Origin of the sequence: Streptomyces sp. NPDC051909 (genome assembly GCF_040681095.1) — a bacterium.
GTDB lineage: Bacteria > Actinomycetota > Actinomycetes > Streptomycetales > Streptomycetaceae > Streptomyces.
The window spans coordinates 36,664-49,491 of record NZ_JBFAYA010000027.1; the positions used below are offsets into that span (position 1 = coordinate 36,664).

The window sequence follows — 12,828 nt, forward strand, 5'->3', positions numbered from 1 at the left end:
ACGCGACTACCGGCGACCCCGATCTGACGTGTACACGAGATGAACGATGTGCCGGACAGCGCATCTCGGGTGTGGTGGGAGTGAACAGCAGCCTCCACTCGTCGACTTGGCGCACACGGTGCCCTCGCCTGCCTCCGACTCCGACTCCGGCTCCGGCTCCGGCTCCGGCTCAAGGACTCTCCGGACTCGGCCTAGCGCCAGGGATCGAGGGCGTGCTTGCCGCGGGTCTGGCCCGCTTCGAGTTGCTGCAGCACCGTCGCCCCCTCGGCCAGGGGGTGAACCTGGGGGGTTCCGGGCGGGTATACGCCGCGGGCGATGAGGGCCTGGAGCTCGACGAGCAACGACTGGTACAGGGCAGGGGCTGCGGTCGCCAGCGCACCGATGTGCAGACCCTTGACCTGGACCTGGTGGGTGAAGACCAGGTCGTGCGTGGTCAGGGTGGCGTCGCCGGACGCGGCGCCGAACACGACGATGCGTCCGGTGAAGGGTTTGGTGACCGACAGGCTGGTCTGGAACGTGGCCCGGCCCACTGATTCCAGGACCAGATCGACACCGCCGGTCAGCCGGCTGATCTCCGAGGCCAGGTCGGGGCGTCGGCTGTCCAGGACCTCGTCGGCGCCGAGGGCCTTGACGGTGTCGTGCTTCGCCGGTGACGCCGTGGCGATCACGCGCGCACCGTAGTGGCGGGCGAGGCGGACGGCGGCCTGCCCCACACCTCCGGCCGCTGCATGGATGAGCATCACCTCACCCGTCTTGATCTCGCCCAGCGGCTTCAGGGCCGCCAGGGCGGTGGCCCAGTTCAGCACCAGGCCGAGGGCCTGGGCGTCGCTCCAGCCGGACGGCACCGGAAGCACACCCGCGGCCAGCATCGTCATGTACTGCGCGAAGGCTCCTGGCCCGGCGCCGACGACGTGTGTGCCGGGCGGCAGCGGACGCTCGACCTCCGGGCCGGCCTCCACGATCTCGCCGGCGGCCTCGAAGCCCGCCACGTAAGGTGCCCGCGGACCCCCTCCGTACGTGCCGTGGGTCTGCATGACGTCAGCGAAGTTGACCCCGGCGGCGCCCACGCGGATCAGGTACTCGCCGGGCCCCGGGGTGGGGCGGCGGTGATCGGTCGTGAGGGTCAGATCCTCCGGCCCCCTGAGGGACTGCTGGACCAGTGCTCGTATCGTCTGCCGGGCGGTGTGCCGCCGCGCGTTGATCTCCATGCACCGACCGTAGGACCCTGACACTTGCGTCAACGTCAAGCGGCGGTCAGCGGCCAGCATCGCGGGCCTCTCGCAGGTAGGTGTCGAGTGCCGCCTGCTGAGCGCTGAGAACGGCGATGCGAGCGGCGAGCCGATCGCGGTGGTTCTGCACCTCATTCAGGAACTCCGAGCACACCCCATCCGTGCCGGCGTCGGATCCGTCAGTGAGGCGGGGCAGAACTTCCCTGATCAACCGCACGGGCAGTCCGGACTCCAGCAGCGTGCGGATGACGAGCACCTGGTCGATCGTGGACTGGCAATAGTCGCGGAAACCGTTGCCGGAACGGCCGGGGACGATCAGGCCCTCGTCCTCGTAGTGCCGTAACGATCTCGCACTCACACCACTGACTCTGGAAGCGTCGCCGATCTTCATACTCGGACACAACGCACAGGAACACAGCGATCTTCCAGCACTCGCCACACGGCCCAGGCCGGCACAGACGCTGTGGCTGGTGCGCCTCGGGGCCGGTGGATTCATGGCGATGCGATGTCAGGGGTGGCTGGCACCATGTTCCACATGGATCTCGCACACCCGCTCGACGACTTGGACGCCATTTCCTGGGCCTCCTTCTCCCACGCGTACGGCAGCGCGGAGGACGTTCCCGACCTGCTTCGGGCCCTGACCGGTACGGACGCGGCTGCGGCGGACGAAGCACTGTCGGAGCTGTACGGGAGCGTGCTGCATCAGGGAACGGTCTACGCCGCCAGCGCGGAAGCGGTGCCCTTCCTCGCCAGGATCGCGATAGCCGGCCATCGTACGGCTGACGTCCTGGGGCTCCTCGGCGACATGGCGGAGAGCGAGGACGAGTACGGTGTGGCGCCCGGTGCCGTGCGGGCGGCCGTGGCTGGGCAGTTGGTGCTGCTTCTGCCGTTGCTGGCCGATACCGCGCCGGTCGTCCGCCGGACCGCCGCCTGGGCGGTCTCGCACACCCGCGTCGCGGACACCGCCCTGCCCGCGCTGTGCGCCCGATGGTTGGAGGAGCCCGAGCCCGCCGTCCGGGCGGAGGTCCTGTCCGGGATCGCGCGGCTCGATCCGCAGCGCGGAGCGGTTGAGGGGGCCTCCGTCCTGGACCCGTCCCAGCCCGCCGTGGTGCGGCTGGCCGCGGTCTTCGCCTGTCTCGACGGGGGCGCTGCGTGGACGGAGGCCCTGCAGTCGACAACGCTGTCGCTCCTGCCCGCCGACTCCTTGCGCTCCGAGTCCGACCTCGAACGCGGCGAGCCGCTGGCGGCCGTCGTCGAAGCCCTCCTGGAACGGGACGCCGGGCCGGAGCGCGAGGCGGCCTTCGCCCTGATCGACGCGGCCCTGCGCGACGGCCGGGCCGAGGTCCGGGCCGAAGGCGCCTGGGCGGCCGACCGCGCCTGCATGCTCTCGCGAAGTGCCCCGCGGCAGTTGGTGGAGGGCTTGCGCGCGGCAGCTCTCGACGAGCCATCCGTACTCGGTATGGCGTCCCTTCTCGGCCGGTTGGGCAGTGCTGCCGCACCGGCCGCGGACGTGCTCGCCCCGCTTGCCGCACGGAACCCGGACCGGGAGGACGACCACGCCGACCGTGCGCTGGCCGCGCTCGTACGGGTCGCGCCCACACAGGCGGCCCCGCTCCTCGCGGCGGGCCTCGGGCGCCGACCGCGTGCCCTCGACGCGGCCGCCGGGCGAGGGCTCGCGTCGAGCGCCCCCTTCCCGTACGACAGTGAGCTCCTCGACGCCGTCCGCTCCCGCCTCTCCCGGCCCACGGACCTCGGCGGCAACCAACCATGGCAGCTGACCAGCCTGTTGGCCGGGTGGGGCCCGGATGCGGCGGCTGCGCTGCCCGAGCTGTGCGCGGCGCTCCCACACCATCCTGGTCAGGCCTCCCGCGCCCTCGTCTCCGTCGCGGCCGGCTGCGCTCCGTCGGACCGCGACCTCGCCGTCACCGCACTGCGGGAGGCGGCCCGACGAGGAGTCCTCCCGGCGGCGAAGGCCCTGTACGACCTCGCGGACGATCCCGCGCCGCTGCTGCGGTGCCTCGAACAGGAACTCGGTCGCGGCGGCCGAGACCTGCGCGACGCCGTCGGTATCGCTGCCATGCTCGGTCCCCGCGGAGCGGCCCTGGCACCACTTCTGCGTGGGGCGCTCAGCGACCCGGGCCAGGACACCACGCCCGCTCTGGACACGGACACGGCCCTCGCCGAAGCCCTGTGGCGTGTCACGGGGGACCCGGAACCGGTGGTGGCCGTCCTCGCGTCGGTCTTCGACCGCGCCGCACAGAGCCAGTGGGCCCGTTGGTCCGTGGCGAGGGCCGCCCGGGTGACCGCGCTGCTCGGCCCGGCCGGCCGTCCGCTCACCGCCAGGCTGGAGGCGGCCCTCGACGATCCGGTGCAGGCGCCGGCCGCGGTACTGGCCCTCGTAGCCGTGGCGGACCCTGCCGCTCTGGACCACGCCGCGCTCGCCTCGGCCGCCCTGACGTCCGCCGAAACGGAGGCCGATCCGACCGGCGCCTGTGATGCCTTGGAAGCCCTCGGAGCCGCCGCCCTGAACAGCGATCAACTGCGCCGGCTCGAAGTCCTCGCCGACGGCGACGCCCGGGTGGTCCGCTCGGGAGTCGAAGACCGCATCATCCGCCAGGACGAAGCCTTCCGGCACCGCGCCAGGTCGCTGCTCACAAGCGGACGCCGGTGAGCGCTGGCCCGGCCCACCGACGGGCCCAGCGCTCCTCGGGCCTGCCTGCGGGTGGGGCCGATCCGCAGGCGGTCCGACCTGTTCGGAGGCCGGGACAATCGGGCGCAGGTGATCGGCATCGCTACGGCAGCCACCTGTTTCGGGGTTCTGCGGGGGCCGGGCGGGCTCAGGGGTAGAGGTCGGCTCGGAAGGCGAACGAGACGAGTTGAGCTCGGTCACGTGCGCCGACCTTGCTCATGGCCCGTACCGCATGCGTCTTCACGGTGAACGGTGACACGGACATCCGGGCCGCGATCTCGTCGTTGCCGAGACCGCCGGCGACGAGAACGACCACGTCCCGCTCCCTGGGTGTCAGGGCGTCGAAGCGTCGCAGCAGCTCCTGGTCGATCACCGGGGGCGGACTGTCGGTCATGTGACCGATGAGCGCGGCCGTCGCGGTGGCCGACAACGCACCGCCACCGCCGACGACCTCGGTGATTCCGGCGACGAGTTCGGCGGGGCTCACGGGCTTGCTCAGGAAACCGTTGGCGCCCGCGCGAAGGGCGGCGAGAACGATGTCGTCCTGGTCGAAGGTGGTCAGCACGATCACCCGTGTCTTCTCGGGTGGGTGCTCCTTGCGGATCCGGCGGGTGGCTTCGACACGTCGATGCCTGGCATCCGGATGTCCATCAGGACCAGGTCGACGGGGTGGTCCCGGAGGGAGGGTGCGACCTGGAGTCCGTCGGAGAGATCACCCGCGACTACGAGACCGGGGTCGAGCCGGAGCATCGCTTTGATGCCGGCCCTCATCTCGGCCTGGTCGTCGACGATCAGAATCCGCGTCGTCATACGGCGGCTCCCAGGGGGCTGAACTCCGCATGGACCCGGAATCGGCCGTCGTCACTGTCGATCGTCGGCTGCCCGTTGGAGGACTCGACGCGTTCGCGTATCCCCACGAGTCCGAGTCCGAGTCCGAGACCGCTGCCGGAGCCGGAGCCGGAGCCGGAGCGCGATCCAGCGCCGGATCCTGAGCCGCGCGGTGAATGTCCGATTCGGTTCTCCACGGTGACGCAGATCCTGCCGTCGCGCTCGCGTACATCCACCGTTGCCGCCCCCTCTCCATGCCGGTAGGTGTTGGTGAGCGCTTCCTAGAGGACCCGGTAGACCGTCACGCCGACGCTGGGCTCGACGAAACCGGCGGGGATGTCGATAGAGGGCCGGATGTCGAGCCCGATGCTCTCGAAGGAGGCGACAAGGCCTTCCAGGCCGCTGAGCGCCGGGGTCGGCCGGAGCGCCTCGTCGCCGGAGATCTCGTCTCCGAGGCGGATGAGCGCGAGGATCCGTTGCGTCTCGACGACGACGGTGCGGGCGCTCGACCTGGCCGATACGAGCGCCTGCCGGGAGGAATCGGCGTCCTCGGGCAGCCCGATCTCCGCGGCACCGAGATACATGCTGAGCATCGCGACCTGGTGTCCGATGACGTCGTGCAGATCCCGGGCGATACGGAGCCGTTCCTCGGCGACTCGTCGGATGGCTTCGATCTCACGGGTGGCGATGGCGCTCTCGGCCCGTTCCTCCAGGGTGAGCCAGTGCTCTCGGTGGATGCGCAGCGCGGCTCCTGTCGTACCTCCGGCTATGGCCGAGAAGAGTGCGGCGGCTCCCACGATCGCGCCGCCCCGGAATCCTCCCAGCGTCATGAACGCCCCAAGGAAGAACGCCGCCACGATGCCGATTCCGGCAAGCGGCTGCTTTCCCCGGAGGGTGACCGAGAACAGTACGAGCACCGCCATCATCCACACCGACAGGGGATCGTGGCCGACCGTCGTGACGGCGAAGGACGCCGCGCTCGCCACGACCAGTCCCGCCCACGGCCTCCACCAGGAGAGGGCGACACCGCCACCGGCGAGGAGTACGGACAGGGCTGTCGGCCCGTCCGAGCCTCGCAGGATCACTGCCACGATCTGGCCGGTGAACACCAGCGCGGCCATCGCATAGGCGACCAGGTGCAGAGCCTCGGGGCGGCGGACCCACAGGGGCGCTGCGGGCCCGTCCTCATTGTGCTGCGGGCCCGTCCACATTGTTCTGCGCCTTGACCATGGGCTGATTCTCGGCCACATGTGCTGCGGTCGTGCACTTCGAATGATGTAGACGGCCGGCCCGGTCGCGTCAGGAGACCGGCCCACAGCGATCGCGGCCGTGCTGCTCGTGATCTATCCCCTGTGGGACGCCATCGTCACGCTCCTCGAGCGTCGCATCGCCGGCACCGCCCCCATGGACCGCGTCGGTGCCACCAACGTGGCCCTCGGCCTCGCCACCACCGCCGGAATGATCGCCGCCGCGTTCGCCACCATCGGGACGGCCCTGCTCGTATTCGGGATCTGGGCCCTGCTTTCCGGAGCGATCCAGCTCATCGTGGCGATCCGGCGCCGACGCACCGTCGGCGCCCAGTGGCCCATGGCCATCAGCGGCGGACTGTCCGTCCTCGCCGGTGCCTCCTTCGCTGCCATGTCCGCCTCGGCGACCGGCAGCCTGACCGCCGTCGACCGGATACTCGGCCTTCGGTGCCTTCTGGTTCCTCGTCTCCGCCATCGCCCTGAGCATCCGCGGTCGACGCGAACAGCGTTGACCGTCGCCGTCGGCGCCACGACCACTCCCGGCGCCACGACGTCTTCGCGAGGCTGATCCAGCGGTTGCGCTCCTGTCGGGCGGAGCGCTCGCCTGGCTCCTTGCGTGCCTGGGGACGGTCCCCCGGTCCTGATTCGTACGGGCGCGGAGGTGCGCTGCCTTCTGCGCCTGTGGGGCTGGCCGGTGTTCCGCCGGCTCGTCGGCGAGTTGAGGCTGCGCTGAAGTCGAGGTGTGCGGGCTCACGCGGTCAGGTCGGGGCTGGGCGGGTGGGACGGCAGGACCCGGACGTGGTCGGGTGAGAGATGCAGCTCATAGGGCAGGCAGCAGTCGGAGCTGAGCGTCGCGACCAGTGTTCCGCAGGCGCAGGCCTGGTTCAGTCCCCCGTCTGGAGTGGCCCCGCAGCAGGCGGCGGAGGAGTGTCGCGTCGTCAGTCCACGGGAGTCATCCGGGTTGACGACGATGTTGCCTCGTGGCCCCTGGGAGACCAGCGGCTGCCCGTCGATGTTGTAGCGAGTCCCGTGGCGTGGCATCACAGAGCCGGGCGCGTCGGCGACGACGAGGGGCGGGCCGTACGGCTCTGTCTCTATCGCGTAGCAGCCCGACGGCACGGTGGCCGGCGACGGCCCCATTTCCTCGGCCTCCCACCACGGGTGGTAGGGAGCCTCGGGCACCGCCGCCAGGGGTCTCAGCGGACCGGTCAGCGCAGCACCGCAGGCGGCGCACGCGAACACGGCCGCCGCGGGCGGGGCTCCCTCGGTCATGGCGGGGTCGGGTACGGCGGCCTGCTCGCTGCCCTGCCGGCCGTCGGCCCCCTGTTGGTCACGCGCGTCTTTCATGGCGGAACCGTACTGAGACGCGCTGACCGCCCAGCAGCCGCCTCCGCCGAACGCGGACGGACGCCCCACCGCGCAGACCGCGGCCTACGACTGGCATGTGCACCCGCTCGGAGTGGAGCAACCGGGTGTCAAGCGCCTGCTCCGCGCGATGGCGGGGCTACTCGGCGGCGGGGGAGCCGAGGTCCTCGGCCGTGTGCGACCGGGCGGACGTCAGACGATGGCGAGGCGGCCGACGAGCAGTTCCACCCTCTGTGCGGTGTGTTCCGGGGGGAGTCGTCGGGCCCGGGTGAGGGCGGCCAGGCCGTGCAGGGCGGCCCAGAACGTCTCGGTGAAAAGGCCCGGGTGGACGTCGTCTCCGGCGACCTCTTCGAGGGTTTCGAGCAGCGCGGCGAAGGCGTCCTTCAGCGGCTCGGGGGTGTCGTCCTGTGCGTACGGCAGACCGCCGTCGAGCTGGAACAGGGCGTCGTAGACCGCCGGGTTGCGCTCGGCGAAGTCGAGGTAGGCGTGGGCGAGGGCGGCGACCCGGGCCAGCGGGCCGTCGGCGGCGGAGGTCGCGGCGCGCACCGCCGCGGCGAGCTCGGCGGCGCCCTGGAGGGCGACGGCGCCGATGATCTCGCGCTTGCCGCGGAAGTGGCTGTAGAGGACGGGCTGGCTGTATTCGATGCGCTCGGCGAGCCGGCGGGTGGTGACCGCGTCCCAGCCCTGCTGCTCGGCGAGTTCGCGGGCGGTGGCCACGATGAGGCGCTCGCGGTCCGCGCGTTCGCGTGCTTTGCGTTCCTGTACCGACATGACTCGATCCTAGCACCGCTAGACAATCAAGCGGCAGCAGTACTAGCGTTGCCTCATCATCTAGCGCCGCTAGCGCGCCATTCCTGGAGGGGCCGTCATGCTCACCGCACTCGAGGTCTTCACCACCGTCACCGTCGGCCTCATGGTCGGAGTCGAGTTCTCCGTCGCCTTCGTCGTCAACCGCATCCTCGACGCCCTCCCCGAAGACGCCGGCCAACTCGGCCGAGCCCACGGCGGCCGCATGCTCGGCGCCCTGATGCCCTTCTGGTACATCGGCTCACTCGCCCTCACCGCCGCCTGGGCCGTCACCGGATGGCATCAGGCCGGCACCGGCCTCGTCGTCATCGCCGCCGGCCTGCTGATCGTCAGCGTGATCATGTCGGTCCTCCTTCTTGTCCCGATCAACAACCGAGGCAAGACCTGGACCCCCGACAACCGCCCCGCCGACTGGAAGCAGCAGATGAACCGCTGGGACCGCTACCACTACGCCCGCGTCACCGTCATCATCGCCGCCTTCACCCTCCTCGTCACCGCCCTCACCTGAACGCGCGGGCCGGCGCGGCGCCCGGCGACGCAACCATTCCCAACTCCCCTCCACACGACTCGGCAAGCCCCATCAAGCACACCCATCCGGCGAGGACCCTCAAGGAGAAGAACCATGTCACTGAAGAAGCTCAACACCGTCCTGGCCGCCGTCTTCATCCTCTTCGTCCTCTGGTTCGGGACGGGATACATCCTGAGCCCGGAGACGATGGCGCCGGGCTACGGCCTGCCGAGCCGGCCGTCCGGCGACGGCGGCGGTTTCCTGGTCGTCAAGGGAATCCGCGACGTCGTGATGGCCCTGGTCCTGGGCATCCTGCTGGTGACAGGTCACCGCAGGGCGCTGGGCTGGGCGTTGCTCGTGGAGGCCCTCGCCGCGTACGGCGACATGGCCAACGTACTGGCCCACCACGGCTCCGTGGCCACCGCGCTCGGCGTCCACTGCCTGACCGCGACACTGATGGTGGTCAACGGCCTGCTGATCACGCACGAGACCCGCAATCCCGCGACCGCTCCGGCGACCCCCGCCCCGCAGCCCGCCTGACGCCACGTGACCTGGGTCGGCATCCGGCCGGTCAGCACCTTCCGGGAAGAGCGAGGCGCACGATCACGGCGGTGCGCGATGACCAGGCCGGTGCCCCGGTAGCCGCCGTCAGCGATCACGGTGGTGCGGCCGACGGCGTCCTTGGCTCCGGACAGTGCCCACGCCTTGCAGTCGTTGCGGTTGCCGGGCAACGGCCGTCCGACCACGACCACGCGCCGGGTGTCGGCGTCGAAGACGACCAGATGGTTGGTGGAGCAGCGGTGGTTCTTCGACTGCTCGGCCACCACGTGGTCGTGAGTGGGGGCCAAGGTGCCGTCCACAATGAGGACGGTGCTCTTGCGGAATCGCCTGCGGGGTTCGAGCGCGATCAGGGGGCCGAAGTGGCTGACGATGCAGTTGGCTGTGGACTTCGAGACGCCGAACGGTGGGGCGCGCTGTCGTAACGTCAAGTTGGTACGCCAGGAGGCCGTGACCAAGAAGCATCCGATCCTCCAGCGGCAGGCTCCACAGCTGACTTCTGCGAACCGCGTCAGCCCCCTCGTGCCGCAGCTCTGCCACCCACGTGCCGAAGGAGCGGGGGGGCTGGGCGGTGCCCGGGCGTGTTTTGGCGTCCGGTCACGGCCATCCCGCCCCCGGCACTTCGACCTCGACGGCCAGCACCTGTCCGGATCCCGGCGCGACCAGTTCGTCGACGCCCATGCCCCGCCACTCGGCGGCCGTCACGAACAGGGTCGTTCGCTCGGGCCCGCCCAGGACGCAGGCGAAGGCGCCGCGGTCCAGGGCGACTGTCTGCAGGATCGAGCCGCCCTCCGCGACCCGCACGCACCGTCGGTTCGGCACGTCGGCGTACCACACCGTCCCCTTGGCGTCGGCGCAGATGCCGTCCGGGGCTGCGTCGTGCAGGGCCGCCCACACCCGCCGCCCGGACAGACTGCCGTCGGCGCCGATGGCGAACGCCACGAGTTCGCTGCGGTGGGAATCCGCCACGATGAGCGTCGAGCCGTCAGGGGTCACCGCCATGCCGTTGGGGAACGCGAAGCCGCTCGCGGCCTCGCGCACGGTCCCGTCCGCTGTGACCAGCGTGACCGAACCGGGCCGGAACTCCTCTCCGGCCATCGGGTTGTAGCCGACCCGGTTCACGTACGCGTTCCCGCGGCCGTCCACCACGATGTCGTTCCAGCCGGGCTTGCCGAGGTCGGCGTAGGTGGACAGAGACCCGTCGGCGTCCCGCACGAGCAGTCGGCCGTCCGCTGAGGAGACGATGAGCAGGCGACCGTCCGGGAGCCAGGCGCTGCACAGGGGCAGCGATTTGACCCGCGCGATGACCTCGCTCGTGCCCGCGAGGTCGACGGCGAGGACCTCTCCGGCCGACCAGTCGGAGAAATACAGTCGGCCGTCGTGCCAGCGCGGCGCCTCGACCAGTCCGCGGCCGGCGAGGAGAACTCGGGGCTTGCTCATCTCGGATGCTTCCCTTCTGACCACGGTCTGGCCGGTGATCCGGTGCCCGTACGACGCTAGCGTCGTACGGCGCCGAGGACGGTGACGGCCCGCCGGATGAGTGTCGCCCTCGGCACGACATGCGGCGCACTTGACGAGAACCCACGCTCGCTCGCCTCGTCGGCTGAGGGCTGTCCCGTAACTGATCTGCGAGCCGCCTCGGATCTGGCTGGCCGCAGTGTGGCCCGCTGGTCTGTCCGGCGAGGGCGAGTTTGTGCGTCCTTGCGATGCCGAGTGCGGAGCGGTGGATGCCGTCGCCCCGGAGGCGGCAGTCGCGGAGGATCTTCCAGGTCTTCGTGCGGGCGAAGGCGGGCTGGACGCGGGCCCGGACCTGCTTGTGGGACTTGTTGTGTTCCTCTTCCCAGGCCGGGAGTTCGCTCTGACCGCGTTCGCGGCGGCGCGGGATGACGAGTCTGGTTCCCGGGTAGCCGCCGTCGGCGATCGTACGGGTCTAGCCGACGGCGGCGGGTGACCCTGAGGGCGCTGCCGTCCTCGGCGCCGGGCCGTCGGGGCTCAGAGCAGTCCGGGACAAGCAAAGGCCCTCACGCAGGTCTACCGGGGCCCGATGCCCACTCCCGTGGCACTCCAACAGCCCTGCGTCGCCAGGGCATTGCTGCGATCTGGGCCACTGATACTGCGCGCATGACATGGCTCGCAGGGTAACGCCCCTTGGTGTGTACCTGGCAGGAATGAGGCGGTCGGATGAGCTTTGAGAGCGCCGCCTTCCCCGCAGGGCAGGCCACCTGCCACGGCCGTGGCCCGATCCGGCTCTCCTGGAACGCCAACAGCCCGGGCCCCGGTCGCCGCCGGGCGTGCGACCCGCGCTGCCAGTCAGCCGCGGCGTACCGGATACTGCCTGCATGGGGGATTACGACACCACGCGGACACGCCTGCGCGCCGCCCTGCGCGCCGACGATCCGTGGACCGAGCTGTGCGCGCTGAACACCGACCGGCCCAGCCGTCTCGCCGAGGCGGCCGAGGAGCTGTACCGGTCGGACGCCGACCGGGCCGCCTTCGGCCGGTACCTCACCTGGCTGCTGCGCGACCTCGGTGATGCGGGCGACGAGGCGCTGCTGCGTCTGTTCGCCGAGCCCGCCTTCGCGGCCGACGAACGCCAGGACCTGCTGAGGACCGCCGTGGGGCGCGGGCTGAGGCTGCCGCCCGGACCGCTGCACGCCTACGCGCAGCAAGGCCCGCTGTCCGACGGGGGCGATGCCGGTGTCGGCAGCCCTCCCGCCCCCGAGCTCGTCGACGCCATGGGTCTGTCCGGCGACCAGTCCTTCGCGCCGCGCCTCGGCGCTCTCCTCGCGGACCCCGCCGCCCCGCGCGGGCGTGCGGCGGTGGCGCTGGGCCGGCTTGGTGCACGCGAGTGGACGGTGCCGATCGCCGAACGGCTGTCGGAGGTGACCGGGCTCGAACACGCCGCGTTCACCGTCGCCCTGGAGCTCATGGGCGACAGCGCAGCCGTACCGCACTTGCAGCGCTGGCTGGCCGAGAGTCCACGTACGGCGCCCTGCTGCCCTCGCAACCACCAGAGGCACTCGACGCTACAGCCCTCGCCCGACACGCGGCCGCCGTGGCGGCGGGGGAGAGGCCCGCCGCCCTGGTCCTCGGCTGGGTCGACGACCGGTACGTGGAGGCCCGGGACGAGGAGCGGTGGCTCCTCGGCGTGGTGCTTGACGGCCACCACCGGCTCGCCGCGTACGCTGCCACCGGCCTGCCGGCCCGGGTGCTCTGGATATCCCGCGTGGGTGAGGGCGCAGGGGAGGACGGCGGCCTGGAGGGACTGGCGGAGGCGTCGGCAGCGTACGGCGTGCGGGCGTGATCCCGATCCGTCTCGGTGAACGGCAGGGCTGCGATCCTTCTCTGTTCTCTGCGCGCTTTCACCCGACCGGCCTGCGTGGATCAGGGCACTGACGACCCTTCATGTTTCGACGAGCGAGGTAAGAAGTCCCCTGACACGGGCCGGATCAGTTCGGCGGAGACGTCGGGTGCGAGCGTCGCGAGTTCCGTGGCGACGGCGATGCGCGCGACCCGGTCGGCCTTCCGCCACGCGGCACGAGCGCGCATGCTGTCCGGCCGCCGGTGCCGAGTCACCAGGTCCAGAGCGGACTCCAC

13 protein-coding genes and 2 pseudogenes are annotated in these 12,828 nt (G+C 71.2%); 5 read left to right on the forward strand and 10 right to left on the reverse strand.

Annotated elements, in window-relative coordinates; genetic code table 11:
* Positions 1-191 precede the first annotated feature (191 nt).
* Together AB0M18_RS30825 and AB0M18_RS30830 are read right to left on the reverse strand one after the other, a co-directional pair.
* Positions 192-1,208, reverse strand: a complete 1,017-nt coding sequence (locus tag AB0M18_RS30825) for an NADPH:quinone oxidoreductase family protein (RefSeq protein WP_365763800.1) — start codon at positions 1,206-1,208, stop codon at positions 192-194.
* 46 nt (positions 1,209-1,254) lie between these two features.
* Complete coding sequence (locus tag AB0M18_RS30830) at positions 1,255-1,620, reverse strand: MerR family transcriptional regulator (protein WP_365763802.1); 366 nt, start codon at positions 1,618-1,620, stop codon at positions 1,255-1,257.
* Positions 1,621-1,764: 144 nt separating this feature from the next.
* On the opposite strand from AB0M18_RS30830, the gene AB0M18_RS30835 reads away from it, so the two are divergent.
* Positions 1,765-3,900: a hypothetical protein gene (locus AB0M18_RS30835; RefSeq protein WP_365763804.1), complete on the forward strand. Its 2,136-nt coding sequence runs from the start codon at positions 1,765-1,767 to the stop codon at positions 3,898-3,900.
* 166 nt (positions 3,901-4,066) lie between these two features.
* On the opposite strand, the gene AB0M18_RS30840 is transcribed toward AB0M18_RS30835, so the two are convergent.
* The 3 genes from AB0M18_RS30840 to AB0M18_RS30850 form a co-directional block, all read right to left on the reverse strand.
* Entirely contained in the window at positions 4,067-4,489 is a 423-nt protein-coding gene (locus AB0M18_RS30840; protein WP_365763806.1) for a response regulator transcription factor, read from the reverse strand.
* Positions 4,486-4,728: a response regulator gene (locus AB0M18_RS30845; protein WP_365763808.1), complete on the reverse strand. Its 243-nt coding sequence runs from the start codon at positions 4,726-4,728 to the stop codon at positions 4,486-4,488. Before AB0M18_RS30845 ends, AB0M18_RS30840 begins: the two co-directional genes overlap by 4 nt.
* A gap of 299 nt (positions 4,729-5,027) precedes the next feature.
* Complete coding sequence (locus AB0M18_RS30850; RefSeq protein ID WP_365763810.1) at positions 5,028-5,957, reverse strand: histidine kinase dimerization/phosphoacceptor domain-containing protein; 930 nt, start codon at positions 5,955-5,957, stop codon at positions 5,028-5,030.
* Positions 5,958-6,075: 118 nt separating this feature from the next.
* On the opposite strand from AB0M18_RS30850, the gene AB0M18_RS30855 reads away from it, so the two are divergent.
* Positions 6,076-6,561: a DUF308 domain-containing protein gene (locus AB0M18_RS30855; RefSeq protein ID WP_365763812.1), complete on the forward strand. Its 486-nt coding sequence runs from the start codon at positions 6,076-6,078 to the stop codon at positions 6,559-6,561.
* A gap of 182 nt (positions 6,562-6,743) precedes the next feature.
* On the opposite strand, the gene AB0M18_RS30860 is transcribed toward AB0M18_RS30855, so the two are convergent.
* Entirely contained in the window at positions 6,744-7,340 is a 597-nt protein-coding gene (locus AB0M18_RS30860) for a hypothetical protein (protein ID WP_365763814.1), read from the reverse strand.
* A 210-nt stretch (positions 7,341-7,550) separates the two neighbouring features.
* A complete protein-coding gene (locus tag AB0M18_RS30865) occupies positions 7,551-8,129 on the reverse strand; it encodes a TetR/AcrR family transcriptional regulator (protein WP_365763816.1) in 579 nt (192 codons plus the stop codon).
* Positions 8,130-8,226: 97 nt separating this feature from the next.
* On the opposite strand from AB0M18_RS30865, the gene AB0M18_RS30870 reads away from it, so the two are divergent.
* Complete coding sequence (locus AB0M18_RS30870) at positions 8,227-8,673, forward strand: DUF1772 domain-containing protein (RefSeq protein ID WP_365763818.1); 447 nt, start codon at positions 8,227-8,229, stop codon at positions 8,671-8,673.
* Positions 8,674-8,787: 114 nt separating this feature from the next.
* Entirely contained in the window at positions 8,788-9,213 is a 426-nt protein-coding gene (locus AB0M18_RS30875) for a DUF4267 domain-containing protein (protein ID WP_365763820.1), read from the forward strand.
* Positions 9,214-9,272: 59 nt separating this feature from the next.
* On the opposite strand, the pseudogene AB0M18_RS30880 reads toward AB0M18_RS30875, so the two are convergent.
* The 3 genes and pseudogenes from AB0M18_RS30880 to AB0M18_RS30890 all read right to left on the reverse strand — a co-directional run.
* Positions 9,273-9,792 (reverse strand): annotated as a pseudogene (locus tag AB0M18_RS30880) (transposase family protein); the annotation flags it as partial.
* Positions 9,793-9,828: 36 nt separating this feature from the next.
* Positions 9,829-10,671 carry an SMP-30/gluconolactonase/LRE family protein gene (locus AB0M18_RS30885; RefSeq protein ID WP_365763822.1) on the reverse strand — a complete coding sequence of 281 codons (843 nt, stop codon included), beginning with the start codon at positions 10,669-10,671 and terminating at the stop codon, positions 9,829-9,831.
* Between the two features lie 235 nt (positions 10,672-10,906).
* Positions 10,907-11,188: pseudogene (locus AB0M18_RS30890) on the reverse strand (transposase family protein); the annotation flags it as partial.
* A 382-nt stretch (positions 11,189-11,570) separates the two neighbouring features.
* On the opposite strand from AB0M18_RS30890, the gene AB0M18_RS30895 reads away from it, so the two are divergent.
* On the forward strand, positions 11,571-12,554 hold the full coding sequence (locus AB0M18_RS30895; protein ID WP_365763824.1) for a hypothetical protein: 984 nt from the start codon (positions 11,571-11,573) through the stop codon (positions 12,552-12,554).
* Positions 12,555-12,828 lie beyond the last annotated feature (274 nt).

Coding starts and splice junctions, on each gene's coding strand:
- AB0M18_RS30825 (WP_365763800.1), bottom strand. CDS start 1,208: ATGGAGATCAACGCGCGGCGGCACACCGCCCGGCAGACGATACGAGCA.
- AB0M18_RS30830 (WP_365763802.1), bottom strand. CDS start 1,620: ATGAAGATCGGCGACGCTTCCAGAGTCAGTGGTGTGAGTGCGAGATCG.
- AB0M18_RS30835 (WP_365763804.1), top strand. CDS start 1,765: ATGGATCTCGCACACCCGCTCGACGACTTGGACGCCATTTCCTGGGCC.
- AB0M18_RS30845 (WP_365763808.1), bottom strand. CDS start 4,728: ATGACGACGCGGATTCTGATCGTCGACGACCAGGCCGAGATGAGGGCC.
- AB0M18_RS30850 (WP_365763810.1), bottom strand. CDS start 5,957: ATGTGGACGGGCCCGCAGCACAATGAGGACGGGCCCGCAGCGCCCCTG.
- AB0M18_RS30860 (WP_365763814.1), bottom strand. CDS start 7,340: ATGAAAGACGCGCGTGACCAACAGGGGGCCGACGGCCGGCAGGGCAGC.
- AB0M18_RS30865 (WP_365763816.1), bottom strand. CDS start 8,129: ATGTCGGTACAGGAACGCAAAGCACGCGAACGCGCGGACCGCGAGCGC.
- AB0M18_RS30870 (WP_365763818.1), top strand. CDS start 8,227: ATGCTCACCGCACTCGAGGTCTTCACCACCGTCACCGTCGGCCTCATG.
- AB0M18_RS30875 (WP_365763820.1), top strand. CDS start 8,788: ATGTCACTGAAGAAGCTCAACACCGTCCTGGCCGCCGTCTTCATCCTC.
- AB0M18_RS30885 (WP_365763822.1), bottom strand. CDS start 10,671: ATGAGCAAGCCCCGAGTTCTCCTCGCCGGCCGCGGACTGGTCGAGGCG.
- AB0M18_RS30895 (WP_365763824.1), top strand. CDS start 11,571: ATGGGGGATTACGACACCACGCGGACACGCCTGCGCGCCGCCCTGCGC.